General features: G+C 74.6%; 20 protein-coding genes. 6 read left to right on the forward strand and 14 right to left on the reverse strand.

Annotated elements, in window-relative coordinates:
• Nucleotides 1-189 precede the first annotated feature (189 nt).
• The 3 genes from MNY60_RS19525 to MNY60_RS19535 form a co-directional block, all read right to left on the reverse strand.
• Nucleotides 190-1,341, reverse strand: a complete 1,152-nt coding sequence (locus MNY60_RS19525) for a glycosyltransferase (RefSeq protein ID WP_242340456.1) — start codon at nucleotides 1,339-1,341, stop codon at nucleotides 190-192.
• A gap of 120 nt (nucleotides 1,342-1,461) precedes the next feature.
• A complete protein-coding gene (locus MNY60_RS19530) occupies nucleotides 1,462-1,662 on the reverse strand; it encodes a hypothetical protein (protein WP_242340455.1) in 201 nt (66 codons plus the stop codon).
• A gap of 103 nt (nucleotides 1,663-1,765) precedes the next feature.
• Entirely contained in the window at nucleotides 1,766-1,936 is a 171-nt protein-coding gene (locus MNY60_RS19535; protein ID WP_242340458.1) for a hypothetical protein, read from the reverse strand.
• A 115-nt stretch (nucleotides 1,937-2,051) separates the two neighbouring features.
• Between MNY60_RS19535 and MNY60_RS19540 the strand changes: the two genes are divergently transcribed.
• On the forward strand, nucleotides 2,052-2,876 hold the full coding sequence (locus MNY60_RS19540; protein ID WP_242356357.1) for an aldo/keto reductase: 825 nt from the start codon (nucleotides 2,052-2,054) through the stop codon (nucleotides 2,874-2,876).
• 7 nt (nucleotides 2,877-2,883) lie between these two features.
• Here MNY60_RS19540 and MNY60_RS24010 read toward each other — a convergent pair whose 3' ends face one another.
• The 4 genes from MNY60_RS24010 to MNY60_RS19555 form a co-directional block, all read right to left on the reverse strand.
• Complete coding sequence (locus MNY60_RS24010) at nucleotides 2,884-3,006, reverse strand: hypothetical protein (RefSeq protein ID WP_255821535.1); 123 nt, start codon at nucleotides 3,004-3,006, stop codon at nucleotides 2,884-2,886.
• A 260-nt stretch (nucleotides 3,007-3,266) separates the two neighbouring features.
• Nucleotides 3,267-4,724 (reverse strand): ammonium transporter, encoded by a 1,458-nt coding sequence (locus MNY60_RS19545; RefSeq protein WP_242340454.1) that lies wholly within the window; start codon nucleotides 4,722-4,724, stop codon nucleotides 3,267-3,269.
• Nucleotides 4,725-5,034: 310 nt separating this feature from the next.
• Nucleotides 5,035-6,408 (reverse strand): response regulator, encoded by a 1,374-nt coding sequence (locus MNY60_RS19550; protein WP_242340453.1) that lies wholly within the window; start codon nucleotides 6,406-6,408, stop codon nucleotides 5,035-5,037.
• Nucleotides 6,409-6,516: 108 nt separating this feature from the next.
• Nucleotides 6,517-7,188 (reverse strand): helix-turn-helix domain-containing protein, encoded by a 672-nt coding sequence (locus MNY60_RS19555; RefSeq protein WP_242340452.1) that lies wholly within the window; start codon nucleotides 7,186-7,188, stop codon nucleotides 6,517-6,519.
• On the opposite strand from MNY60_RS19555, the gene MNY60_RS19560 reads away from it, so the two are divergent.
• Nucleotides 7,187-8,272, forward strand: a complete 1,086-nt coding sequence (locus MNY60_RS19560; RefSeq protein WP_242356355.1) for a radical SAM protein — start codon at nucleotides 7,187-7,189, stop codon at nucleotides 8,270-8,272. The genes MNY60_RS19555 and MNY60_RS19560 overlap by 2 nt on opposite strands.
• Before the next feature lie 6 nt (nucleotides 8,273-8,278).
• Here the strand turns inward: MNY60_RS19560 and MNY60_RS19565 are convergent, their stop codons facing one another.
• Complete coding sequence (locus tag MNY60_RS19565; RefSeq protein WP_242361525.1) at nucleotides 8,279-9,661, reverse strand: aminotransferase class V-fold PLP-dependent enzyme; 1,383 nt, start codon at nucleotides 9,659-9,661, stop codon at nucleotides 8,279-8,281.
• 98 nt (nucleotides 9,662-9,759) lie between these two features.
• Here MNY60_RS19565 and MNY60_RS19570 point away from each other — a divergent pair, with 98 nt between their 5' ends.
• Nucleotides 9,760-11,235 carry a potassium/proton antiporter gene (locus MNY60_RS19570; RefSeq protein WP_242356349.1) on the forward strand — a complete coding sequence of 492 codons (1,476 nt, stop codon included), beginning with the start codon at nucleotides 9,760-9,762 and terminating at the stop codon, nucleotides 11,233-11,235.
• Between the two features lie 56 nt (nucleotides 11,236-11,291).
• On the opposite strand, the gene MNY60_RS19575 is transcribed toward MNY60_RS19570, so the two are convergent.
• From MNY60_RS19575 to MNY60_RS19590, 4 genes are all read right to left on the reverse strand, one after another.
• Nucleotides 11,292-11,930 carry a TPM domain-containing protein gene (locus MNY60_RS19575; protein ID WP_242340448.1) on the reverse strand — a complete coding sequence of 213 codons (639 nt, stop codon included), beginning with the start codon at nucleotides 11,928-11,930 and terminating at the stop codon, nucleotides 11,292-11,294.
• Nucleotides 11,931-11,939: 9 nt separating this feature from the next.
• The gene (locus MNY60_RS19580; RefSeq protein WP_242356347.1) at nucleotides 11,940-12,692 is read right to left on the reverse strand and encodes a YgcG family protein; all 753 of its coding nucleotides are present in this window, start codon (nucleotides 12,690-12,692) and stop codon (nucleotides 11,940-11,942) included.
• A 9-nt stretch (nucleotides 12,693-12,701) separates the two neighbouring features.
• Nucleotides 12,702-13,283 (reverse strand): LemA family protein, encoded by a 582-nt coding sequence (locus tag MNY60_RS19585; RefSeq protein ID WP_242340446.1) that lies wholly within the window; start codon nucleotides 13,281-13,283, stop codon nucleotides 12,702-12,704.
• 71 nt (nucleotides 13,284-13,354) lie between these two features.
• Nucleotides 13,355-13,900, reverse strand: coding sequence for a hypothetical protein (locus tag MNY60_RS19590; protein WP_242361528.1), 546 nt, complete (start codon nucleotides 13,898-13,900; stop codon nucleotides 13,355-13,357).
• A gap of 122 nt (nucleotides 13,901-14,022) precedes the next feature.
• On the opposite strand from MNY60_RS19590, the gene MNY60_RS19595 reads away from it, so the two are divergent.
• Nucleotides 14,023-14,427: an MGMT family protein gene (locus MNY60_RS19595; RefSeq protein WP_242356342.1), complete on the forward strand. Its 405-nt coding sequence runs from the start codon at nucleotides 14,023-14,025 to the stop codon at nucleotides 14,425-14,427.
• Between the two features lie 9 nt (nucleotides 14,428-14,436).
• On the opposite strand, the gene MNY60_RS19600 is transcribed toward MNY60_RS19595, so the two are convergent.
• The gene (locus MNY60_RS19600) at nucleotides 14,437-16,956 is read right to left on the reverse strand and encodes a glycogen/starch/alpha-glucan phosphorylase (RefSeq protein WP_242361531.1); all 2,520 of its coding nucleotides are present in this window, start codon (nucleotides 16,954-16,956) and stop codon (nucleotides 14,437-14,439) included.
• 193 nt (nucleotides 16,957-17,149) lie between these two features.
• Nucleotides 17,150-18,553: a M20/M25/M40 family metallo-hydrolase gene (locus MNY60_RS19605; protein WP_242340442.1), complete on the reverse strand. Its 1,404-nt coding sequence runs from the start codon at nucleotides 18,551-18,553 to the stop codon at nucleotides 17,150-17,152.
• A 67-nt stretch (nucleotides 18,554-18,620) separates the two neighbouring features.
• Here MNY60_RS19605 and MNY60_RS19610 point away from each other — a divergent pair, with 67 nt between their 5' ends.
• Complete coding sequence (locus MNY60_RS19610; RefSeq protein WP_242361534.1) at nucleotides 18,621-19,748, forward strand: YcaO-like family protein; 1,128 nt, start codon at nucleotides 18,621-18,623, stop codon at nucleotides 19,746-19,748.
• Nucleotides 19,748-20,412: TfuA-like protein (locus MNY60_RS19615; RefSeq protein ID WP_242361536.1), on the forward strand; the 665-nt coding region annotated here is incomplete at its 3' end. The genes MNY60_RS19610 and MNY60_RS19615, both read left to right, overlap by 1 nt.

Below are 20,412 nucleotides of genomic sequence, written 5' to 3' on the forward strand. Positions count from 1 at the left end.
CAGGCGGCCGCGTCGCTGGCGGCCGGGGCCGCGGCGCGTCCGGGCGCAAGGCGGGCGGGCGGACCTCGCGCCGCTCGAGCCGCTGAGCGCCCTGGAGCCCGGCCGCACCCGCGCGGCCGGGCCGGGCTCAGGCGTAGCGACGCACCATTCGCGCGCAGAAGTCGGCGTGCTCCACCGCATCGCGCGGTGTCAAGCGAGCCCTCCGAGCGGCTCGGCGCTCGCGCCGGATCCGCTGCGGACAGGAGCGAGAGCCTCCTCCTCTTCGTCGGCGACGCCGCTCGCCGCCCGCTCGCACAGGGTGACCAGCTCCTCGGCCCGCGCGTCCGCGGTGTGCTCCGCGAGCGCGCGCTCCCGGGCCCGCTGCCCCATCCGCTCGAGCGCGACGCGCGGCAGCGCGACGGCGTGCATCGCCTCGTCCGCGTTGCGCGCGACGAGGATCTCCTCGCCGGGCGTGAAGAACGCGTCGAGGCCCTCGAACCCGTCGGAGAGGACCGGGACCCCGCAGGCCGACGCCTCGAACAGGCGCGGGGACGGGCAGTAGCCCATCGCCGCCATCTCGGCGCGCGTCACGTTCACCGTCAGCGGCGAGGAGCAGAAGAAGGCGGGATGAAGCGACGGCTCGAGGTGGCGCACGTAGCGGATGTTCTCGCGCCACGGGAACGAGGCGTCGTACATCGAGCCGGCGAGCACGAAGGTGCGGTTCGGCATGCGCGCTGCGGGCTCGAGGAACAGCGCCTCGAGCGACCGCTGGCGGCTCGGGGCGAAGGTGCCGAGGTAGGAGAGATCGCCCCGGAACGCGGCGGCGGCGGGCGCGGGGCGGTACACCGCCGGGTCCACGCTGCCGTAGAGCGGCGCGGCGTTCCGCGCCCCCAGCCGGTCGGTGAGCAGGCGGAGCGCCTTGCCCCCCGTGAACGACAGCACGAGATCGAAGCCCGCGAGGCCGCCTGGACCGACCCACTCGACGGGCTCCCCCGCCGCGAGGCGCGCGAGCGTGACGCCGGTGTCGAGATCGTAGAACGCCTTCACGCGCGCGGAAGAGTCGAGCACTCGCTCCGTCACGAGCGCCGCGTCCGGGCAGTAGGACGTCACCATCGCGACGTCCGCGCCGGCGAGCGCCGCCTCGATGCGCACCCGCTCCTCCGCGAGCCGCCCGTACAGGTGGAGCGCACCGCCCGGGAGCACGTCGAGATCGCGGTGGGTCGCGTACCAGGGCTGATCCTTCTCGAAGAACTCGAGCCTGTGCCCCTTCCGGCCGAGCGCGGCGGCCAGACCGCGCCACAGCGTCGCGTGGCCGTTACCCCAGGTGGAGCTGACGGTCAGCCCGAAGACGACGATCCTCATTCCACGCCTCCGCGGGCCCGGAGCGCCGACGGACCCTGTCGACCAAGGTAGGGCGTGCCCTGGGGGCGGGGCGACCCCCGCGAATCGAGGCCGAGCCCGGCGCGTGCGAGGGGGCGGCCGTCACCCGCCGCGCGCCCAGCGCGTGAGCAGGAACTCCTCCTCCTGCGGCCCGAGATCGTGTCGAGCGGAGGCCTCTCCCACGAGCTTCGCCCGGTCGAGCGTCGGATCCTGGCGGACCCGCTCGTCGAGCCAGCGCAGCGCCCGCCGCAGCGACTCACCGTGAGGCAGGATCCCACCCGTACCACCGCTCGCCTCGGCCATCGCGCACCTCCCACCCTTCCTTAACGGTGCGGCCCGGGCCCGCCCATGCCCGCCCGCCGGGGACCCGGAGGGCCCGGGGCCCCGGCGAGGCGTGAGCGCGCGATCACCGCTCCGGCGGCAGGTGGCCCTTCTGCGCAGACGACTCGGGCTGCGAGTAGCCCTCCTCCTCGCGGCGGTCGGTGCTGGCCTGGCGACGCGCGCCCTGCTCCTCGCCCGCCTTGCGACCGGCAGCCTCTCGCTCCTTCTTCTGCCGCTCCTTCTCTTCTCGTCGCATCACTTGCCTCCTTCGTCCTGGGTCCCCAACGCTGCGCAGCCCTCGCCGGGCCGGCCCGCCTGCCCGCGCGCGCGCCGGGCTTCCGCGGAGGCCCCGGACGCCGTAACGGTGTCGCATGCGAACGCGCGCGATTCCCCGCACCGGCGAGCCGCTGCCGTGCATCGGCCTCGGGACCTGGCGCACGTTCGACGTCGGAGAGGCGCCGTCCGAGCGGGCGCCGCTCGCGGAGGTGCTGCGTGTGCTGCGGGAGGGCGGCGGGCGCCTCATCGACTCCTCGCCGATGTACGGCCGCGCCGAGGCCGTGGTCGGCGAGCTGGTCCGCGCGCAGCCAGAGCCCCGCCCGTTCCTCGCCACCAAGGTGTGGACGACCGGCCGCGAGGCGGGCCTCGCGCAGCTCGAGGAGTCGGAGCGGCGCATGGCGGCGCCGGGGCGGCTCGACCTCGTGCAGGTGCACAACCTGCTCGACCTCGACGTGCAGCTCGCGACGCTCCGCGAGTGGAAGGCGTCCGGCCGGATCCGCTACGTCGGCGCGACGCACCACGCGTCCTCCGGGCTCGACCGGCTCGCCGCGCTCGCCGAGGACGGCGCCGTCGACTTCGTGCAGGTCCCCTACTCGGTCGCCGTGCGCGACGCCGAGGCGCGGCTGCTCGGGGCGGCGCGCGACGGAGGCGTCGCCGTGCTCGTCATGCGGCCGCTCGAGTCGGGAGACCTCGCCGCCCGCCTGCGAGCGGAGCCCCTGCCTGCCTTCGCCGCGGAGCTCGGGTGCTCCACCTGGCCGCAGCTCCTCCTCAAGTGGATCCTCGGACACCCGGCCGTCACGTGCGTGATCCCGGCCACCGCGGATCCGCGCCACGCCGCCGACAACGTGCGCGCCGGCGAGGGGCCTCTGCCGGACGAGGACCTGCGGCGGAGGATCCTCGCCGTCGTACGCGCGGTGTAGCCGCGCCTCAGGACGCGATCGCGATCGCGGCGGCCGCCCCGAGCGCCAGCGTCACGAGGCCGAGCCAGCGCGCGGCGAACCAGAACGCCGCCCGCGCGACCTCCCGTCCATCGTCCACCGTCGCACGCATGCTCGCCTCCCGAGGCGAATCTGCGGCGCAGGAGGGCGCTGCGGGAGTGGCGCACCAGGCGACGACCGAGGCGGGGCCACCCGCCGGATGGATCGGACCCGCGAGCGAACCGGGTCCGGACGAACCTCCATGCCGAGGATTGCGTCGCTCACGGCGTGTCGCGAGCGCAGGCGCAGCCGGATGCTGCGCCGGAGCGAGCCGGGGGTCCGGGGGGACGCGCCTGCTGCGTCCCCCCGGTACGACCGCCGGGGCAGCCCCCGCTAGCTGTGCTCCCGCGCCAGCGACGGCGCCGCGATCGGCGCCGCCTCGGGCGCGGGCCTCGGCGCCGCGCCGTGCTCCACCCCGGCGCCGGCCGCATACCCGAGCAGGCCCATCTCCGGGATGTCGAGGCCGAGCGCCTCGTCCTCCGCGGACGTGCGGTTCCCGACGAGCTTGCCGATGACGACGAAGGCGAGCGCCGCGACGGGAACGACCCACAGGATGTTGGCAGCGATGCCGACGAGCGAGGCGACGAGCTGGCCCGCGTCGCCGTACAGGAGGCCGGTCACGCCGTACGAAACGCCGTTCAGGCCCTGTCCGTACGTCCCGTTCGCGAAGAGCCCGACCGAGAGGATCCCCCACGCGCCGTTCACGCCGTGAACCGCGATGGCGCCGACCGGGTCGTCCACCCGGAGCTTCGTCTCGACGAACATCGCCGCCACGACCACGAGCACCCCGGAGACGAGGCCGATGAGCATCGCCGCCCAGGAGGAGACGAAGGCGCACGGCGCCGTGATCGCGACGAGGCCGGCGAGCATGCCGTTCGCGAGCCAGGTCGGGTCCGGCTTGCCGAAGCGGGTCTTCACGTAGAGGTAGGCGCCGAAGGCGCCCGTGGCGGAGGCGAGCATCGTGTTCGTCGCCACGATCGCGAGGCGCGTGTCGGTGCCGGCGAGGGTGGAGCCGGCGTTGAAGCCGAACCAGCCGAACGCCAGGATGAACGTGCCGACCATGACCTGCGGGATGTTGTGGGCCGGGATGGGGTTCACCCGTCCGTCCGGCCCGTACTTGCCGGCGCGCGGCCCGATGATCTTCGCGAGCGTGAGGGCCATGACGCCGCCGGTCATGTGCACCACCGAGGAACCGGCGAAGTCCACGTGGCCGTGGCCGAGGCCAAGGTTCGTGCCGAGCTGCGACAGCCACCCGCCGCCCCAGACCCAGTTCGCGTAGAGCGGGTAGATGACGGTCGAGATGACGAAGCTGAAGATCACGAACGAGCTGAACTTCCAGCGCTCGGCGAGCGCGCCGGTCGGGATGGTGCAGGTGGTGTCCATGAACACCATCTGGAAGAAGAACATGGTCGCCACCGCGGGCGTGAACATCCGCAGCGGCAGCATGAAGCCGCTCGTGCCGGCGAGGTTCCAGACGTGGCCGAACAGGCTCACCGACAGCGGCGCCGCCGAGAGGGACGCGTCGCCGCCGAACGTCGCCATCGGGCCGACCGAGCCCATCTGCAGGCCGAAGCCGACGAAGTAGAACCCGATGATCCCGATGGCGTAGACGAAGAAGTTCATGCCCATCGTGTGCGCGACGTTCTTCGCGCGCGTGAGGCCCGTCTCGACGAGCGCGAAGCCGGCCTGCATGAACATCACCAGGAAGCCGGCGATCATCGTCCACATGATGTTCACCGCGGCCTGCGTGTCTGCGAGCGTCTTCGCGACGTCCGCGAGATTCGGATCCATTTCGTTCCCCTTGCGAGAGTGAGTTCGCCGAGAGGTTCTGCAGCCGACATGCCGACCGCTCCGGGGCCCACCGCGGTCCTCCTCGAGCCCATCGCGCGTGCAGCTGCTCCCCGGGGCTGCCCGGAGAGGCGGCAGATCCCGGCGCGCCGAGCTCTGCCGGCGCGGCGCGCCGCCCGAGCCGCAGGCGGCGTGGTGCACGGCGCGCGAGCACGATCGCGGGTCTCGCGCAGGCGCGGTGCTCGGCGGTGGGCCGCGTCGGCTCTGCGCGAGGCCCCGCGAGCGAAGCGGGCGCGCCGGGCGCCCCTTCGAGCTACAGCAGCCGCAGGAGGTCCCGCCGGATCGCGCCGCGCGCGGCGTCGTCGGGGGCGGCCGGGAGCGCGCGCTCGAGCGCCTCGGCGGCCTTCCGGCGGAAGCCGGTCTCCTCGTAGAGGGCGGCGAGGGTGCGCAGCGCGGCGAGGTGCCCTGGGCGCAGCTCGACCGCTCGCTCGAGCTCCGTCATCGCGCGGAAGTGCTCGCCGCGCGCGCGGAAGGCGCGGCCGAGGAGGTGATGCGCCTCGGCGGAGAAGGGGGCCTCGCGCACGGCCTCGTGGAGGACGGCGATCGCCTCCGCGGCGTGGCCTGCGCTGAGGAGCTCGCGCCCGCGCGCGAGCTGCGGCGACGCGGGGGCCGCGACCGCGGGCGCGCGCGCCGCGCCGGCGTCGAGGGCCGCCTCGACGCGCCGGAGCAGGTCGTCGATCCGGAACGGCTTCTCGACGTAGTCCTCCGCCCCGTACGCCTCCCGGGCGTCCTCCGCGAAGCGCCAGCCGCGGTACACCGCGGTCATCATCACCACGGGGATGTTCCGCGTGTGCGTGCCCGCCTTGAGCCTCCGGCACGCCTCGAAGCCGTGCACCCGCGGCAGCATCGCGTCGAGCAGGACGAGATCCGGCAGGAGCCGCTCGGCCTTGTCGAGCGCCTCCGCGCCGTCCGCGGCGGTCTCGACGGCGTAGCCCTTGGCGGTCAGGGTCCGCTCCACCAGCTGCCGGATCTCCGGCTCGTCGTCCACGACCAGCACGAGCCGCCGCGCGTCGGCGCGCGCCGGCCGCGGAGGCGCCACGTCGAGCTCCACCTCGACGGAGACGTCAGCCGCGAGCGGGTCGGCGCTGCCGGGCGGGAGATCGTCCACGAGCTCCGCCTCGACCAGATCTCCGCCCGGCACGACCGCCGCCAGGAACGGACCGCCCGGCCCGGCGTCCGCGCCGCACCACAGCGGCTCGCCCTTCTCCCGGCAGTCGTACCCCTCCTGGATGGCGCGCGTGAGCGCGGCGCGGACGGCCACGTACGGTGACACCTCGCGACCGGTGACGAACCGGACCTCGGAGAGGACCCGCTCGTCCGCCGGTTGCGCCATGGCGAGGTGCAGGCGCCCGCCCTCGAGCGAGAGGGGCAGGATGAGGTCGCCCTCCGCGACGCTGCGCGGCACGACGTCGAGCACGGGCAGCGCGATCGCCGTGCGCGACAGGTCGACGCCGGGGACCCCGTGCTTCTCGGAGAGGACGGAGGCGAGCGCACCCTCGGGAACCCCGGTGGCGAGCAGCCGAGAGCAGATCGGCTCGCGCCGCGCGCGCCCCTCGCGCTGCGCCTCGATGAGTCGATCGCGCGTGGCGAGCCCACGCGCGATCAGGATGTCCCCCGTCCTCGACAAGTCCCCTCCCGTCGAACGGCGAGGACGATCTTACGCCGAGTCCGTGGCGGCGCCGTCCCACGAATGCGGCGTCACCTCCGCGAGGGGCGGACAGGGTAGGCGACGCGATTACCCGACGGTGTCCGCGTAGGTCATCACGAGGTACATGACCGACTCGCCGTCGGACCGGCTCCGGTAGACGTGGGGCACGTCGGCCTCGAAGACGATCGCGTCCCCGGCGACGAGGCTCTCCTTGCGTCCGCCGACCTCGATCTCCACCTCGCCTCGCGCCACGACGAGGTTCTCGGTCGTGCCGGGGTTGTGCGCATCCGCGCGCTCGACGCCGCCGGGGGAGAGGCGCAGCTCGTAGAACTCGACGCGCCGGGGCTCGTCGAACGGGAAGAGCGCCCGCGAGCTGAACGAGCCGTCGTGGCTGCGCAGGAGCTTCGCCTGCTCCCCGCGGAGCACGTGCGGGCCGGCGCTGCCGCGGGCCGTGATGAGGGCCGAGAACGGTACGCTGAGCGCCGACGAGATCTTCCAGAGGACGTTGATGGTCGGCGCGCTCTGGCCGAGCTCGATCTGGCCGAGCATCGCGCGAGAGACGCCCGAGAGGTGCGACAGCCGCTCGAGCGACAGCCCGCGCTGGTTCCGGAGCCTGCGCAGGTTCGCGCCCACCACCGGCGTGAGGTCCCGCTGCACGGCGTGCTCCGCCGACTCGTCGGGCTCGGGCACCGGGCGCGCCTCGGGCGCAGGGCTGGCCGGCCGCTTGCCACGCTTCGGGCTCTCTCGCGCACTCTTCATGTGGGGTCCCTTTTCCGTTACAACGGACGCCTTGTCAACGCACGCCTCGCGCGCTCGGTGCGCCCGCCCCCCCGGTGGCCCCGACGGGCCGTGGCGGCTCACCTTCGTCACCAACCCCGACGACTGCAATCTCGCCTGCGCGATGTGCGAGTGCGGGGCGGCGCGGGCGGCGGGCCGGGCGCGTGCGCCCCGGCGCATGGACCCGGAGCTGGCGCGACGCGTCCTCGAGGAGCGCCGCGGCTCGCCGCTCGCGGAGGTCATCCCCTCGACGCTGGGGGAGCCGCTCCTGTGGGAGGGGCTCGACGCGCTCCTGGAGCTCTGCGCGGCGAACGGCCTCGCGCTGAACCTCACGACGAACGGCACCTTTCCCGGGCGCGGCGCGGCGGCCTGGGCGGCGCGGCTCGTGCCCGTCGCCTCGGACGTGAAGCTCTCCTGGAACGGCGCCACCGCGGCCACGGCCGCGGCGGTGATGGGCGGGCTGCGCTTCGAGGCGGCGGTGGAGAACGTCCGGATGCTGGTCGCCGCGCGAGACGCGTCCGCGCGGGAGGGCGGCCGCCGCTGCCGGGTCTCCTTCCAGGTCACCGCCCAGGAGGCGAACGTCGGCGAGCTCGCCGGGATCGTCCGGCTCGCCGCCTCGCTTGGGGTGGACCGGGTGAAGCTGAACCACCTCCAGCCGCGGCTGCCCGGCCTCGAGGCCGGCTCCCTCCGCCGCTCGCCCGAGGCGATCGGGCGGTGGAACGCCGCCGTGCGCGCTGCCCGCGACGCCGCCGAGGCGACGCGCCTGCCGAGCGGCGCGCGCGTCCTCCTCCAGAACGCGGTCGAGCTCGCCCCCGATCCGGCTGCGCCCGCGCCGCGGGGGCCCTGCCCGTTCATCGGACGCGAGGCCTGGGTCCACCCGGACGGAACGTTCGCCCCCTGCCCGCACCCCGCCGCCGCACGGGGCGGCCTCGGCGCGCTCGGCTCCGTGGCGGAGGCGCCGCTCGGCGCGATCTGGGCCGGCGAGCGGTTCCGCGCGCTCGTCGCCGCGTACGAGGATCACCCGCTGTGCCGCGCCTGCGCGCTGCGGCGGCCGGGCGGCGCGTAGCGGGGACTAGCTCCCGTCCGCTGCCGCGAGCACCTCCTCGACGACGGCGTCCACGTCCGCCTCCGACGTCCGGTGGTTCACGAAGCAGGCGCGGAGCGCGAACGCCGCGTCGAGGACGGCGTTCGACAGGTACACGCGCCCGCGGCGGTTCACCGCGGCGAGCACCGCGGCGTTCCGCCGGTCGGCGTCGTCCCCGCGCACGCGGAAGCAGACCGCCGAGAGCTCGACCGGGGCGAGCAGCTCCAGCCGCGGCTCCCGCCGGACGAACTCCGCGAGGCGCTGCGCGTGCGCGAGATCGCGCGCAATCGCCGCGCGGAACGCCGCGGCGCCGTGGAACTGCAACGACGTCCACAGGCGGAGCGCGCGGAAGCGCCGCGAGAGCTCCATCGACTCGTCGAAGAACGCGAACCCCTCGACGGGATCCTCCGTCGAGGTCTGCACGTACGCGCCCGAGTGCGAGAACGCCCGGCGCGCCGCCGCCCGATCCCGGTAGAGCAGGCACCCGCAGTCCACCGACTGGTACAGCCACTTGTGCGCGTCGAGCGAGAGGGAGTCGGCGAGCGCCAGCCCTTCGAGCTTCTCCGGCCGCGCGAGCGCCGCGAGCGCGCCGTACGCCCCGTCCACGTGCAGCCACGCCCCGTGCCGCCTCGCGACGCCGGCGATCTCGGCGAGCGGGTCGATCGCGCCGGTGGCGACCGTCCCCGCCGTGGCGACCACCGCGACGGGGACGCGTCCCGCCTCGACGTCGCGGGCGATCTCGCGCTCGAGCGCGTCGGGGCGCATCCGGAACGCCGCGTCCACCGGGACGAGCCGGAGGTTCTCGCGCCCGAGCCCGAGCAGCGCGACGGCCTTGCCGACCGACATGTGCACCTCGCGCGAGGCGTACACGACCCCGCCCGCGGCGCCCCGCTCGTTCGCAGGGGCGCGGGCCTCGCGGGCCATCGCGAGCCCCATCATGTTCGCGGAGGAGCCGCCGCCCGTGAGGCTCCCCGCGAACCCCGCGCAGCCGAGCGCGCCGGCGAGCCACGCGATGAGGCTCCGCTCGATCGTCACCCCGGCGGGAGCCGAGCGCCAGGCGGTGACGTTCTGGTTCAGCACGCTCGCGAGCAGGTCCGCGGCGGCCCCCGCCGGCTCGCCGGAGCCGAGCACGTAGCCGAGGAACCTGCCGTTCTGCGCGCGCGAGCCGGCGGCGATCTCGCGGAGGCCGTCCACCACGGCCAGACCGACCCCTTCCTCCGGGATCGGCCGTGCGAGGCGCGCCTCGAGCTCGGCGCCCGAGGCGCGAGGCGTGATCGGCCGCTCGTCCAGCGTCGCGAGGTGCTCCTCGGCGAGGCGTTCCACGGACGCGTAGAGCTGGCGCAGCGCCTCGATCGAGAGGTCCAGGGACATGGCCCGTCATCTAGCCCGCGGCGCCCGGGAACACCAGGGGGGCGGGGCACCCGAGCGCGCGCGCGACCGCGGAGCGGTTCTCCCTTACCCTGGACCGAGTGCCGACGGAGCCGCTCCCCACCGCCCTCCTGCTCGCCGCCGTCGGGATCCTCCTGGCGGCGAGCGTGCTCGCCTCGCGCGCCTCGGGCAGGCTCGGCCTCCCCGTCGCGCTCCTGTTCCTGCTCGTCGGCATGCTCGCCGGCTCGGAGGGGCTCGGGCAGATCGCGTTCGAGGACTACGCGCTCACGTTCCGGATCGGCACGGTCGCGCTCACCCTCATCCTCTTCGACGGCGGCCTCAACACCGACCTCGCGAGCCTGCGCCGCGTCCTCGCCCCCGCCACGGCGCTCGCCACGGTGGGCGTCGCCGGGACGGCCGCGGTGATGGCGCTCGGCGCCCGCGCGCTCGGGCTCGGCCCGACCGAGGCTCTCCTCGTGGGGGCGATCGTCTCCTCCACGGACGCGGCGGCGGTGTTCTCGGTCCTCCGCGGGGCCGGGGTCAGCATCCGGCAGCGGCTCGCGCACCTGCTCGAGGTCGAGTCGGGCGTGAACGATCCCATGGCGGTGATCCTGACGCTCGCGGTGACGGGCGCGCTCGTCGCCGGCGAGCGGCCCGGCGCGGGGATCGCGCTCGACGTCGTCCTGCAGCTCGCCATCGGGCTCGCCGGCGGGGTCGCCGTCGGGTACGCCGGCCGCTGGCTGCTCGCGCGGGCGCGGCTCTCGGCGACCGGGCTCTACCCGGTGCTCACCATCGCGCTCGCGTGCTTCGCGTTCGGCGCGCCGACGCTGGTCCACGGGAGCGGCTTCGTCGCGGTGTACGCGGCGGCGGTGGTGCTCGGGAACGGCCCGCTGCCGTACGCGACCGGCCTCCGGCGCGTGCACGACGCGATCGCCTGGTTCAGCCAGGTGGCGATGTTCCTCCTCCTCGGCCTGCTCGCGTTCCCGTCGCGCCTCGCCAGCGTCGCCGGCCCGGGGCTCCTCCTCGGCCTGTTCCTCGCCTTCGTCGCGCGGCCGCTCGTGGTGATCCTGCTCCTCCTGCCGTTCCGGCTGCCGCTGCGCGAGATCGCGTTCATCTCCTGGGTCGGCCTGCGCGGCGCCGTCCCCATCATGCTCGCGACGTTCCCGGTGCTCGCCGGCCTCCCCGTCGCGCGGCACGTCTTCGACCTCGTGTTCTTCGTGGTCGTGGTGAGCGCGGTGGTGCAGGGCACCTCGATCGGCTGGGTCGCGCGCCGGCTCGGCCTCGAGGTCCAGGCCACGCCGACGCCGCGCGCCATGCTGGAGATCCACTCGACGCAGCGGCTCGCCGGCGAGGTGATCTCGTTCTACGTCGAGCGGGCCAGCGCCGTGGCAGGCTCGCGCATCTCGGAGCTCACGATCCCGGAGGGCTCGGCCGTGATGCTCGTCGCCCGGGGTCGCGAGCTCGTCGCCGCGCGCGGGCGGACCGTGCTCGAGCCCGGCGACCACGTCTACGTGTTCACGTCGCCTGAGGACAAGGCGTTCGTCCAGCTCCTGTTCGGCCGCCAGGAGGAGGACTGATCGGTCTTCACGAGGGCGCCGGGGCCGCTCGGCGTCGCTCGCCCGAGCGGGGAGCGCTAGGTCCTCGACGCGCGGATCTGATCCTCGAGCTCGTTCCGCGGCGCGTGCTGCCCGGGCACCGCCGGGAAGTGCTCGGCGAGGCGAGCGCCGCTGAGCGCGATCGCGTCCACGAAGCCCTTGCCCGGATCCCCTGCCCGCATCCCCTCGACGAGCGCCGCGACGGCCCGGTCCCAGTCGGCGCCCATCTTCTCGTGGATGCCGCGATCCCCGAGCACGACCGCCTCGCGCTCGAACAGCGAGGCGAACACGAGCACGCCCGTGCCCTCGGCGGTCCGGTGCAGCCCGTGCTCGTGGAACGCGCGCGTCGCGCGGGCGCGCACCGCCTCGTCCATGGAGCGCGCGCCGACGAGGAGGCGCTCGACGGGATCCCAGCTCGCGAGCAGGGCGCCGGCGATGCCCGCCGCGAGCTGGACGAGCGGGAGCTCCGCGAGCGTGAGCGGGAGGTGGAGGCCGACCACGGCCGCCGTCGCGAGGGCGGCGAGGAGCAGCGCGCCCCGGTAGCGGGCCTCCGGGTACGCATCGCTCTTCTCGACGACCACGGGGACGAGCTGGCCGCGCGAGAGCGCCTCCGCGCGCCGGACCGCCTCGGCGATGCGCGTGCGGACGTCCTCTCCGAAGTGCCGCTCGATGGTCACCGGTCCCTCCTACCAGCGCCCCGAGGCGCCGCCGCCCGAGAACCCGCCGCCGCCGCCCGACCAGCCGCCGCCACCGCCGCCGCCGAAGCCGCCTCCTCCGCCCCAGCCGCCGCCCATCCACGGGCCGCCTCCCCACCAGAGGTGGCGGCGCCGCCGCGGCCCGAAGCCGGAGAGGCTCCGGACGAGGAACACGACGATGAACAGGAGGATGAACGCGAGCGAGGAGAAGCGCGCCCTCGGCGCGGCGCGGCGCACCGGCTCCACGCCCGAGGGCAGCGCGCCGAGCGCGCCGAGGATCTGGACCCCGGCGTCGTACAGCCCCTCTCCGAAGCGCTTCTCGCGGAACGCGGGCACGATCGTGCCGCGGATGATCCGGGACGACTGCACGTCGGTGAGCCCACCCTCGAGCCCGCCGCCGACCTCGATGCGCACGGCGCGGTCCTCGACGGCGACCGTGACGAGCACGCCGTTGTCCTTCCCGCGGGTCCCGACCTTCCAGGCCTCCGCGACGCGCATCGAGTAGTCCTCGATGGCTTCCCCGTCGAGGGACCGGACGACGAGGTACTGGAGCTGCACCCCCGTCCCGCCCTCCACGCCGCGGGCGGCGCGCGCGAGCCCCTCGAGGCGGCGCACGTCGTCGCGCCCGAGGAGGCCGGCCTGGTCCACCACCGGCCCCGAGAGCGGCGGGATGGGCGCCTCGGCGCGCGCCGGGGCGGAGACGGAGGCGACCGCGACGAGCGCGGCGACGGCGAGGGCGCGCACGTGGCCCCGCTAGAACTTCACGGCGGGCGCCTTCTCGGCGCCCTGCGTCGTCGCGGTGAACTGCGCCTTCGGCTGCTTCTTGTACATGAGCGCGTTCGTCCAGCTCGTCGGCGGGACGGTGACGAGGTTGTTGAACTGCTGCACCTGCTCGATGTAGCGGCGCCGGGCGATCCCGATCCGGTTCTCGGTCCCCTCGAGCTGCGCCTGCAGGTCGCGGAAGTTCTCGTTCGCCTTCAGGTTCGGGTAGTTCTCGGCGACCGCGAGGAGCCGCCCGAGCGCGCTCTGCAGCGCCCCCTGGGCCTGCTCGAACCGCTTCATGTTCTCGGGCGTGAGCTCTTCGGCGCTGAGCTTCACCTGGGTGGCCTGCGCGCGCGCGTTCATGACCGCCTCGAGCGTCTCGCGCTCGTGCGTCGCGTACCCCTTCACGGTCTCGACGAGGTTCGGGATCAGGTCGGCGCGCCGCTGGTACTGGTTCTCCACCTCGGCCCACGCGGCCGTGACGGCGTTCTCGGCTTGGGGGATGGACTGGAAGCCGCAGCCCGCCGTGAGGGCGAGCGCGGCCGTGGCGGCGACGAGGCGAGGCGTCTTCATGACCGGAAGCTAGCGCGCCCCCGCCGCCACGCAAAGGAAGTTCGCAGGGCGGGCCGCCCGGAACGGGGCGTTCACCGGGGGTCGACCGCGATCACCTTCGGCGACGAGGGGCACCAGGAGCGCACCTCGAGGACGTAGTACGAGAGCGCCCGCTCGATGTCGCTCGGGCACACGTCGCACCCACCCACCGTCGCTCCCGCGAACGAGGCAGTGGCCGCGTCGGCGTGCCACGTCCACTGGGCGTCGCAGTCGGAGCCGGCCTGGAGGTCGAGCACCGGGATCCCCGAGACCGGCTCCCCGCGCAGGAGCGCCTCGGCGCTCGTGACGAACACCTCGTTCGTGATCCAGAGCTTCACGGTCTCGCCGCACTTCTCGAGCGTCACGAAGGCGCCCCCGCCGCGCGCGGCGCACGCGCCCCCGCCGTCCGCAGCACACTGGCCGTCACTGCAGGTCAGGCCCGCTCCGCACGCGTGACCGCAGGCGCCGCAGTTCCGCGGGTCGGAGCGGATGTCCATGCAGGTGCCGCCGCAGACCTCGAGCGGCATGGGGCACGGCCCCGCATCTGCGCAGGCGGCGGCGCCGGCGAGGAGTGCGACCGCGGGGAGGAGGCGACCCATGCGCGACGCAGGGTACGCGACCCTCTCACTGAAAGGCAATGTGGCGATCCGCGCTCGGGCTGCCGCGGTCGCGCGCCGGCCCGCGCTTCCCGCGGCGAGGTCCCTCGTCTAACCTTCACCGCGTGACGCTCCCCTCTGGCTGGTCGCGCATCTACCGGGTCGTGCGCCGCATCCCGCGAGGGCGCGTCGCGACCTACGGCGAGGTGGCGCTCGCGGCGGGCAAGCCGCACGGCGCCCGGCAGGTGGGGTACGCGCTCGCCGCGCTCCGCGGCGCGCGCCACGACGTGCCCTGGCAGCGCGTCCTCGGCGCGCGCCCGCGCGGCCACGCGGCCATCTCGATCCTCGACCCGATCGGCGCGGCGGTGCAGCGGGACCTGCTCGAGGCGGAGGGGATCCGCTTCGACGAGCGCGGCCGCGTCGAGCTCGCCCGCTACGGCTGGAAGCGGCGGGCGCGCGCCACGCCCGCGGCGGGCGGACGCCGGCGCGGGGTGCGCGCGCCTCGCCCGCGAGCCCGCCGCGAATCCTGATCGGCCGCTCTAGCCGCGGCGGACCGGCGCGATCTTCCAGATCTGCTCGGCGTAGTCCCGGATCGTCCGGTCGGAGGAGAACTTGCCGGTGCGCGCGACGTTCAGGATCGCCATCCGCGTCCAGCCCTCCGGGTCGCGGTACGCCCGCTCGACCTCCTCCTGGCACGCGCAGTACGCGGCGAAGTCGGCGAGCACGAGGTAGGGATCGCCGCCGTTGAGGAGCGAGTCCACCACGGGACGGAACAGGGCCGGCTCGCCGGGGGAGAAGACGCCCGACGCGAGCGCGTCGAGGACCCCCTTCAGCCGCCGGTCGCCGCGGTAGACCTCCCACGGATCGTAGCCGCGCCCCCGGAGCGCCTGCACCTGCTCGACGGTGAGCCCGAAGAGGAAGAAGTTCTCCGCGCCGACCTCGTCGCGGATCTCCACGTTCGCCCCGTCGAGCGTGCCGATGGTGAGCGCGCCGTTCAGGGCGAACTTCATGTTCCCCGTGCCGGACGCCTCCTTGCCCGCGGTGGAGATCTGCTCGGAGACGTCCGCGGCCGGGAAGATCCGCTCGGCGAGCGACACCCGGTAGTTCTTGAGGAACCCGACGGTGATCCGCCCCTGCACGTCCACGTCGTGGTTCACCACGTCCGCGACCGAGCCCACGAGCTTGATGACCCACTTCGCGATGGCGTAGCCCGGCGCGGCCTTCCCGCCGAACAGGTAGGCGCGGGGGTACGGCTGGTACGAGCGGTCCTCCTTGATGCGCAGGTACTCCGCGGCGACGCGGAGCACGTTGAGGAGCTGCCGCTTGTACTCGTGGATGCGCTTCACCTGGACGTCGAAGATCGAGTCGAGGTCGAGCGTGAGCCCGTTCTCCGCGCGGACGATCTCGGCGAGGCGCGCCTTGTTGTCGCGCTTGATGCGCCGGAACAGCCGGCGGAAGCCGGCGTCGTCGGCGAGGGGCTCGAGCGCGCGGAGCTTCTCGGCGTCGGTAATCCAGCCCGGGCCGATCGCGTCGGTGATCGCCGCCGAGAGGTCGGGGTTCGACTGGAGGAGCCAGCGGCGCGGGGTGACGCCGTTCGTCTTGTTGTTGAACCGCTCCGGCCAGAGCGCGTGGAAGTCCTTGAAGAGCTCGCGCTTCAGGAGCTCGGTGTGCAGCGCGGCCACGCCGTTCACCGACCGCGAGCCCACGACGGCGAGGTTCGCCATCCGGACCTGCTTCACCGGCTGCTCCTCGATGATGCTCATCCGCGCGAGCGCGCCCTCGTCGGCGCGGCTCGCGGCGCGGACGCCCTCGAGGAAGCGCCGGTTGATCTCGTAGACGATCTCGAGGTGGCGCGGCAGCACGCGCCCGAACAGGTCGACGGACCAGCGCTCGAGCGCCTCCGGCATGAGGGTGTGGTTCGTGTAGCCGAAGGTCGCGCGGCAGATCTCCCACGCCGCGTCCCACTCGAGCGCGCGCTCGTCCACGAGGACGCGCATGAGCTCGGCGATGGCGACGGCCGGGTGGGTGTCGTTGAGCTGGATCGCGACCTTGTCCGGGAAGCGCGAGAAATCCTCGTGCGTCCGGAGGTAGCGGAGCACGATGTCGTGGATGGAGCAGCACACGAAGAAGTACTGCTGCTGGAGCCTGAGCTCCTTGCCCATCACCGTGAGATCGTTCGGGTAGAGGACCTTCGAGATGTTCTCGGAGAACCCCTTGTCCTCGACGGCGGCGAGGTAGTCGCCCGCGTTGAAGTCCGCGAGGTCGAGCTCCTGCGACGCGCGCGCCCGCCAGAGCCGCAGCGTGTTCACGGTGTCGTTGCGGTACCCCGCCACCGGCACGTCGTACGGCATGCCGAGCACGTGGCGCGCGTCCGCCCACCGCACCCGCAGCCGGCCGCGCTCGTCCACGCCGTGCTCGGTCCGCCCGTAGAACGCGACCGGGACGACGCTCTCCGGGCGCGGGATCTCCCAGGCGTTCCCGAAGCGCAGCCACTCCTCGGGCCGCTCCACCTGGTAGCCGTTGCGGATCTCCTGGTCGAAGATCCCGAACTCGTAGCGGATGCCGTAGCCGGTGGCCGGGTACCCGAGCGTCGCGAGCGAGTCGAGGAAGCAGGCCGCGAGCCTGCCGAGGCCGCCGTTGCCGAGGCCGGCGTCGGGTTCCTGCGAGAGGAGGTCGGCGAGGTCGAGCCCGAGGTCCTTCAGGGCGCCGCGCATCGGGTCGTAGAGCCCGAGGTTGAGGAGGTTGTTCTCGAGCGCCCTGCCCATCAGGAACTCGAGCGAGAGGTAGTAGACCCGCTTCGCGTCCTCCCGGTAGTACGCCTGCTGCGTCTGGATCCAGCGGCGCATCATTCGATCGCGCACGGAGTAGGCGACCGCGAAGTAGCGGTCGAGCGCGGTGGCGCTGTGCTCGTCGGCGCCCTGCGAGTACTGCAGGTGGTCGGCGAAGGCTCGCTTCAGCGCCTCCACGTCCGTGGCGGTGCGCGCGTTCGGGACGTCCCGGGCGCGCTCGAGCGCCCGGGCCTCCGCGGGTGCGGTGCTGCCTCTCCTCGGCGGAACCATCCGTTCTCCTTGAAAATCCGTCACGGCGGCGCCGCGACTCCAGTGCGCCCCCGGGCGACGCGCGACCGCCCGGAGACGCCGCGCATGATACTCGGGCGGGTCCCCGGGCGCCGCGCGACCTCCGGCGCCCACGCGCGGGCGCCCTGCGTGCTTGCCCCCACCTGCCGGTCGAGCGGGTGCGCGCCGGCCGCGCCTACGCCTTTCGAGCCAGCGCCGAGGCGAGCTCGGCGTAGAGGTGGATCGCGCTCCGGATCGCCTTCTGGAAGTCGCCGAGGTGGAGGCTCTCGTTCTCGGAGTGAGCGTTCGAGGCGGGATCCTCGACGCCGATGAGGAGCGCCGGGACGCCGCCGAGCGCGTCGGCGAACGGCTGGACGAAGCCGATGGAGCCGCCGCACCCGATCGCCAGCGCCTGCCGGCCGAACCCCTTCTCGAGCGCGCGGAACGCCGCGTCGAAGGCGGGGTGACGCACGTCGGTGATCCAGGGCGCGCCCGCGGTCTCGACCTTCACGTGCACCTCGACGCCCCACGGTGCGGCGGCCTGGAGGTGCTGCACGAGCGCGTCGCGCGTCTCCACCGGATCCATGTCCGGCACGAGCCGGATCCCCACGCGCGCCCAGGCCACGTCGTTGATGATGTTGCGCGCGTCCTTGCGCGACGACGCCTGCAGCGCGTTGACGGCGAGCGCCGGCTCCCACCAGTTCACCTCGAGGGGGTGGTTCCCGCCGAGGAGCTGCACCCCGGGCCGCAGCCGGGCCTGCTTGCGGAACTCCTCGACCGTGACGGGGAGCTGCTCGATGGCGCGCCGCTGCTCGCGCGTCATCGGCCGGACCTTGTCGTAGATCCCGCGGATGGCGATGCGCCCGTCGCGATCGACGAGCCCCGCGAGCATCTTCGCGAGCGCCATGGCCGGGTCGGGCACCGGGCCCCCCCACATGCCGGAGTGCAGGCTCTGGTCGAGCGCGCGCACCTCCACGTCGGCGGTGACGAGGCCCCGGAGCGCGATCGTCACCGAGGGCAGCCCGACGTCCACGTTGCCCGTGTCGGTGAGCACCATCGCGTCCGCGTCGAGCTTCGAGCGGTAGCGGCCGATGAAGGCGGCGAGGTGCTCGGAGCCGATCTCCTCCTCGCCCTCGATCACGATCTTGACGTTGAGCGGCATCTTCCGCGCCCCGCGCACCCAGGCGTCCACCGCGGCCGCGTGCACGAGGATGCCGGCCTTGTCGTCCGCGGCGCCCCGGCCGAACAGCCGGCCGTCGCGCTCGGAGGGCTCGAACGGCGGCGACTTCCAGAGCTCCGTCTCGCCGGGCGGCTGCACGTCGTGGTGCGCGTAGAGGAGGAGCGTGGGCGCGGCGGGATCCTCGATCCGCTCGCCGAAGACGTAGGGGTGCGCCCCCTCCACCTTCAGCACCTCGACCTTCTCGAAGCCGCGGCGCCTCAGGAGCTCGGCGACCGCGTCGGCGCTGCGCGCGACCTCGACCTCCGGGAACCCCGCGAACGAGACGCTCGGGATGCGGACGAGCCGCTTCAGCTCGTCGAGGTAGATGGCAGCGTTCTTCTCGTAATGGGCGAGCGCCAGGTCGACCGGGCTCTCCGTCATGGAGATCTCCTCGTTGGGGATGCGGCGGCCTGCCAGCGGGCGGCCTGCCCGAGATATAAACCCGCGCATGCCCAAAGCCCTCCGTCCCCTTAGGGACGGCTCACTCGCCGTGGCGCTCGGCGTGACCCGCATCGCGCGCCTGACCGGGCTCGACCGCACCGGCGTGGAGGTGGCGAGCGCGGTGCGGCCCGGAGCGCACGTCCTCCAGGTCACGAACGGCAAGGGCGACACGTTCGAGCGCGCCGCCCAAGGCGCGCTCCTGGAGGCGGCGGAGCTGTGGGCCGCGGAGCGCGCCGAGGTGGAGGCCTGGGGCGCCGCGACCGACCTCGCCGCACATCACGGCGAGGCCGCCGTCGTGCGGCCGGAGGCGCTCGCGCCGGAGCGGACGGAGCCGGGGGCGTCGGAGCTCCGCCTCGCCTGGCGCATCGGCCAGGACCTGCTCGGCGGCGCGCCCGCGCTCGTCCCGGCCTGCGCCGTCCACTGCCCGCCCGCCGGCGGGCCGCTCCTCGGCGCCGCGGTGGTCCCCTGGACCTCGAACGGCATGGGGGCGCACGAGGACCGCGCCGCCGCGCTCCTCCACGCCCTCCTCGAGGCCGTCGAGCGCGATCTGCTCGCCCGGGCCTTGCCGGAGGGCTTCACGGAGGAGGCGGTCACGGCGCGGCTCCTCGATCGCAGCTCGCTGGCGCGGGCAGCGCCCCGGGCCGCGGCGCTCGCCGGGCGGCTCGAGGCGCGGGGGTTCCAGGTCCACCTCCTCGACGCCTCCGCGGCCGCCGACGGGCCCACCCTGCCTTGCGCCGCCGCGCTGGTCGCGGACGTCGAGCACGGGGCGGTGCCGCTGGCGGCCGGCTACGCCTGCCGGCTCGAGCCGGACGAGGCGCTCCACGCGGCGCTCCTCGAGGCCGCGCAGTCGCGCGCCACCGAGATCCACGGCGCCCGCGAGGACGTGGCGCTCGGCGACCGCCGCGCGGCGAAGGGGCTCGCCGCGCTCCTCGGCGGGACCCGGGCGCGGCGCGACGCGGGGCGGATGCCCGGCGTGCGAGGCGCGGGCGCCGCCGCCGCGGGCGTGCGCGCGGTGCTCGCCCGGCTCCGGCGCGCCGGGATCGCCCGGGCCGTCGCGGTCGAGCTCTCCGCTCCGCCCGGCGTGCACGTCGTGAAGGTCGCCGTCCCCGGCCTCCTCCTCTCGGAGCTCCTCTGATGACGACCCGCGCGCGCCCGGACGATCTCGTCGTCTTCCTCGGCCCGTCGCTGCACGCCGCCGAGGCGAGCCGCCTCGCGCCATGCCGGGTCCTCCCGCCCGCCCGCGCCGGGGACGTCCTCGCGGTCCTCCCCGCCCGGCCGCTCGCGATCGCCCTCGTCGACGGCCTCTTCGATACGACGCCCTCGGTCTGGCACCACGAGCTCCTCGCCGCGCTCGACGCGGGCGTGGCGGTCTTCGGCGGCGCGAGCATGGGCGCGCTGCGCGCCGCGGAGCTCGAGCGGCATGGCGTGGTGGGGGTCGGGGCGATCTTTCGCGCCTACCGGGACGGCGTCCTCGACGACGACGCGGAGGTGGCGCTCCTGCACGGCGACGCGGAGCACGCGTTCCGGCCGCTCACCGTCCCGCTCGTCGCGGTCCGCGCCGCCGCGGACGCCGCCCGCGCCGCCCGGCTCCTCTCGCCGCGCGAGGCGCGCGCGGTCGTCGTCGCGGCGGCGGAGCTCCACTACACCGGGCGGACCTGGCCGCTCGTGCTCGCCGGGGCGAAGCTCCCGGAGCCCGCGCGCGAGCGGCTCCGGGCGTTCCTGCCGGACGCTCCGGACCCCAAGGCCGACGACGCGCGCGCCTGCGTCGAGGCGGCGGCGGCGTTCGTCCGCGCCCGGCG

It is taken from the genome of Anaeromyxobacter sp. SG17 (assembly GCF_022690695.1).
Taxonomy (GTDB): domain Bacteria; phylum Myxococcota; class Myxococcia; order Myxococcales; family Anaeromyxobacteraceae; genus Anaeromyxobacter; species Anaeromyxobacter soli.

Excerpts from the sequence above, each read along its gene's own strand:
- MNY60_RS19525 (WP_242340456.1), bottom strand. The coding sequence starts at position 1,341 with ATGAGGATCGTCGTCTTCGGGCTGACCGTCAGCTCCACCTGGGGTAAC.
- MNY60_RS19530 (WP_242340455.1), bottom strand. The coding sequence starts at position 1,662 with ATGGCCGAGGCGAGCGGTGGTACGGGTGGGATCCTGCCTCACGGTGAG.
- MNY60_RS19535 (WP_242340458.1), bottom strand. The coding sequence starts at position 1,936 with ATGCGACGAGAAGAGAAGGAGCGGCAGAAGAAGGAGCGAGAGGCTGCC.
- MNY60_RS19540 (WP_242356357.1), top strand. The coding sequence starts at position 2,052 with ATGCGAACGCGCGCGATTCCCCGCACCGGCGAGCCGCTGCCGTGCATC.
- MNY60_RS24010 (WP_255821535.1), bottom strand. The coding sequence starts at position 3,006 with ATGCGTGCGACGGTGGACGATGGACGGGAGGTCGCGCGGGCGGCGTTC.
- MNY60_RS19545 (WP_242340454.1), bottom strand. The coding sequence starts at position 4,724 with ATGGATCCGAATCTCGCGGACGTCGCGAAGACGCTCGCAGACACGCAG.
- MNY60_RS19560 (WP_242356355.1), top strand. The coding sequence starts at position 7,187 with ATGTGGGGTCCCTTTTCCGTTACAACGGACGCCTTGTCAACGCACGCC.
- MNY60_RS19555 (WP_242340452.1), bottom strand. The coding sequence starts at position 7,188 with ATGAAGAGTGCGCGAGAGAGCCCGAAGCGTGGCAAGCGGCCGGCCAGC.
- MNY60_RS19565 (WP_242361525.1), bottom strand. The coding sequence starts at position 9,661 with ATGTCCCTGGACCTCTCGATCGAGGCGCTGCGCCAGCTCTACGCGTCC.
- MNY60_RS19585 (WP_242340446.1), bottom strand. The coding sequence starts at position 13,283 with ATGAAGACGCCTCGCCTCGTCGCCGCCACGGCCGCGCTCGCCCTCACG.
- MNY60_RS19590 (WP_242361528.1), bottom strand. The coding sequence starts at position 13,900 with ATGGGTCGCCTCCTCCCCGCGGTCGCACTCCTCGCCGGCGCCGCCGCC.
- MNY60_RS19600 (WP_242361531.1), bottom strand. The coding sequence starts at position 16,956 with ATGGTTCCGCCGAGGAGAGGCAGCACCGCACCCGCGGAGGCCCGGGCG.
- MNY60_RS19605 (WP_242340442.1), bottom strand. The coding sequence starts at position 18,553 with ATGACGGAGAGCCCGGTCGACCTGGCGCTCGCCCATTACGAGAAGAAC.
- MNY60_RS19610 (WP_242361534.1), top strand. The coding sequence starts at position 18,621 with ATGCCCAAAGCCCTCCGTCCCCTTAGGGACGGCTCACTCGCCGTGGCG.